Raw genomic sequence first — 3163 nt, 5'->3', positions numbered from 1 at the left:
ACCGTCGACGATCTGCCACTGCGACGGGTCAAAGGGGTTGTCACTCACGGGGATACCTTATAGATGCGGAAAACGGGGCACCGCCCCGCGAGGGCCTCGAACTCGTCGGGGTTGGGCCCGGTGACCAGTCCGGCGTTTTTGATGAAGTCGGCGCCCGTGGGCACCTTGGTCGGGAACTGCCGCAGCAACGGGCGTGCCTCCTCCGTGGACATCTCGACCATCCGCACCTGCTCGCCGCGGCGGCCGATGTGCAGCGTGGCCTCGCCGGCGGCCCGCACGTTGGCGGCCCAGTCGGAGCCGGGCACCCCGCCGACCACGTAGCGCTGCCCGTCGACCTCCATCGGCGTCACCGGGGTCTTGCGCGGTTTGTTGGTCTTGCGGCCGGCAACCTCGAGCACGACGGGGCCCTTCTCGCCGAGGACGCCGAGCGTCTGCAGACCGATCATCACCTTGTTGACGTACTTCAGCCACCACGGCAGGCGAATGTCGGACATGCTCGAAACGCTACGTGATGACCTCGACGCGGAACACCGGCAGGCGGCCCGCCATGGCCTCGAGTTCCTCGGGTGTCCCGGTCTCCAACACCCCGGCGCGCGTCATCATGTCGACGCCGACGGGAACCTGCGCCGGGAACTGCCGCAGCACCGGCCGCGCCTCGTCCGGGGTCAGCTCGACGAGGCGCACCCGCTCGGATCGCCGGCCATACCGCAGCGTGACCTGATTGGCCGCGCGGGCGTTGCTCACCCAGTCCGCGCCCGGATAGCCGTTGATGACGTAGCGGGCGCCGTCGACGAACATCGGCGTGATCGGCGTCGACCGTGGCTTGCCGGTCCTGCGGCCGGGCACGGTCAACACCACGGGGGACTCGTGCCGCGAGATCGGCAGCCCGAGACGCAACAGCACCATCACCAGCTTGTTGGCGAATTTGAGCCACCGCGGGGGCGCCGTCCGATCGCCCATGCGGGGAGGCTACCGCTCAGACGGTGACGACGTAGCCGGAACAACGTACCCGAATGGTCGACGAGGGCGGTCTTGATCTCACTCCTGGCGCCGATGCTACCGGCGCACCTGACTTGCCTTGTCGCGCAGGATGTCTCGTCCACGCTCATTGTCGGTCATCGCCGCTGACCGGTCGAATTCGGCGGCGGCCTCGGCGCCCCGGCCCAGCCGGGCCAGCAGTTCGCCGCGCACGCTGGGCAGCAGGTAGGAGCCGTCCAGACCCGTCAGCTTGTCGACGATCTCCAACCCGGCGGCCGGGCCGCTGGCCATCGCCACCGCGACCGCCCGATTGAGCGCAACCACGGGCGACGGCGCCGCCTGAAGCAATCCGTCGTACAGCGCGACGATGCGGTGCCAGTCGGTGTCGGCGGCGGACGGCGCGGTGGCATGGCATTCGGCGATCGCGGCCTGCAGCGCATAGGGTCCCCAGCCGATACCCTTGCGCCGCAACGCGTTCGCGGCGCGTTCCAGCGCGGTCACGCCACGCTGGATCTGCGCCCGATCCCATTTGGCGCGGTTCTGGTCCTCCAACAGGATCGGCCTGCCGTCGCCGTCGGTGCGCGCCGCGAAGCGCGACGACTGCAGCTCCATCAACGCCACCAGACCGTGAACCTCGGGCTCGTCCGGTACCAGCGCGGTGAGCACCCGACCGAGACGCAGCGCCTCGGCGCACAGCTCGTCGCGGATCCAACGCTGACCGAACGACGCCGAATAACCCTCGTTGTAGATCAGGTAGATCACGCTCAGTACCGCCGAAAGCCGCCTCGGATACTCGGAGCGGTCCGGCACCTCGAACGGCACGTTCGCGGCCGACAGCGTCTTCTTGGCGCGGGTGATGCGCGCGGCGACGGTCGGAGTGGACGTCAGGAAGGCGCGGGCGATCTCGTCGGTCGTCAGGCCGCCGACCACCCGCAGGGTCAGCGCGATCCGGCCTTCCCGCGACAGCACCGGATGGGCCGAGATGAAGATCAGTCGCAGCACGTCGTCGTCGATGCGGTCGGGGTCCCACGGTTGGTCGACATGGCTTTCGAGCTCACGCGCCATCGCGGCGTATTTGCTGTCGAGATTCTCCTGTCGCCGCCACAGGTCGATGGCCTTGCGTTTGGCCACCGTGATCAACCACGCGCCGGGGTTGCGCGGAACACCGGACGCCGGCCACTGCTCGAGCGCGTCCACGAGCGCGTCGGCGGCCAGGTCCTCGGCGAGCCCGACGTCGCCGACCGAACGCGTCAGTGTCGCGACGATTTTCGCCGCCTCCATGCGCCACACCGCGTCGACGGTCGCCTGCACGTCGCTCACGCCTTCATTGTGCCGAGCCGATGCAAACCGCCACTTCCGTGCGGCGTGTCGCGATGCTTTCCAACAGGTCGCGACGGAAAGTTGGAAGGTATGACCCACAGGTTGGTCACGGCGTATTGGGAAGGCCGCAAGGCGTTCCCGCACACGCTCGTCAACCCGTACGCGGGGTTGGGGGACCGGGCGATCGCGCGGATGTGGCGGTTGGGCTGGCAGCGCGCCGCCGACGAGCAGAGGGGCATCCCGAGCGAAGAGGAGCGACTCGCTCGCTTCGCCGCGGAAATCGATGCCCTGCTGGACTAGTCGCCTCAACGCGCTCCGGCGCCGTCACCCTCGCGCGATACTCGGTGTCACCGGCCCGCCCGGTGCGGGCAAGTCGACACTGGCCGAGGCGATCGCGACCGCGACCGAGGACGCGGTGTACGTCCCGATGGACGGCTTCCATCTCGCCGACGTCCAACTCGAACGGCTCGGCCGCCTCGACCGCAAGGGCGCGATCGACACGTTCGACGCCCACGGGTATCTCGCTCTGTTGCAACGCATCAGGGCCCAGCGCGACGAGACCGTCTACGCGCCGGCGTTCGATCGCGATCTCGAGCAGCCCGTCGCAGGCAGCATCGCCGTCCTGCCGAGCCACCGGTTCATCGTCACGGAAGGCAATTACCTCCTCGACGACGACGACCCGTGGCCGTTGATCCGCGCGCTGCTCGACGAGGTCTGGTTCGTCGACGCCCCGACCGACGAGCGTCGTCGCCGCCTCATCGCGCGTCACATCGCCTTCGGCACGTCGCCCGAGCAGGCGCAGGCATGGGTTCGCGCCGTCGACGACGTCAACGCCGCCCGCATCGAACGCGCGAAACCGCGCGCG

5 protein-coding genes are annotated in these 3163 nt (G+C 69.0%); 2 read left to right on the top strand and 3 right to left on the bottom strand.

Annotated elements, in window-relative coordinates:
* Window positions 1–44 precede the first annotated feature (44 nt).
* The 3 genes from A5698_RS25035 to A5698_RS25025 form a co-directional block, all read right to left on the bottom strand.
* The gene (locus A5698_RS25035; protein WP_068302513.1) at window positions 45–494 is read right to left on the bottom strand and encodes a nitroreductase family deazaflavin-dependent oxidoreductase; all 450 of its coding nucleotides are present in this window, start codon (window positions 492–494) and stop codon (window positions 45–47) included.
* A gap of 10 nt (window positions 495–504) precedes the next feature.
* On the bottom strand, window positions 505–960 hold the full coding sequence (locus A5698_RS25030) for a nitroreductase family deazaflavin-dependent oxidoreductase (RefSeq protein ID WP_068302511.1): 456 nt from the start codon (window positions 958–960) through the stop codon (window positions 505–507).
* A gap of 96 nt (window positions 961–1056) precedes the next feature.
* The gene (locus tag A5698_RS25025) at window positions 1057–2259 is read right to left on the bottom strand and encodes an RNA polymerase sigma factor (protein WP_068302518.1); all 1203 of its coding nucleotides are present in this window, start codon (window positions 2257–2259) and stop codon (window positions 1057–1059) included.
* A gap of 129 nt (window positions 2260–2388) precedes the next feature.
* On the opposite strand from A5698_RS25025, the gene A5698_RS25020 reads away from it, so the two are divergent.
* Together A5698_RS25020 and A5698_RS25015 are read left to right on the top strand one after the other, a co-directional pair.
* Window positions 2389–2598: a hypothetical protein gene (locus A5698_RS25020; protein WP_064351359.1), complete on the top strand. Its 210-nt coding sequence runs from the start codon at window positions 2389–2391 to the stop codon at window positions 2596–2598.
* Window positions 2582–3163: nucleoside/nucleotide kinase family protein (locus A5698_RS25015; RefSeq protein ID WP_068302516.1), on the top strand; the 582-nt coding region annotated here is incomplete at its 3' end. The genes A5698_RS25020 and A5698_RS25015, both read left to right, overlap by 17 nt.

The sequence above is a fragment of the Mycobacterium sp. E136 genome (genome assembly GCF_001666865.1).
In the GTDB taxonomy this organism is placed as follows: Bacteria; Actinomycetota; Actinomycetes; order Mycobacteriales; family Mycobacteriaceae; genus Mycobacterium.
The sequence above is the reverse complement of the archived record's forward strand: the minus strand, read 5'-3'. Positions and strand labels throughout refer to the sequence as shown.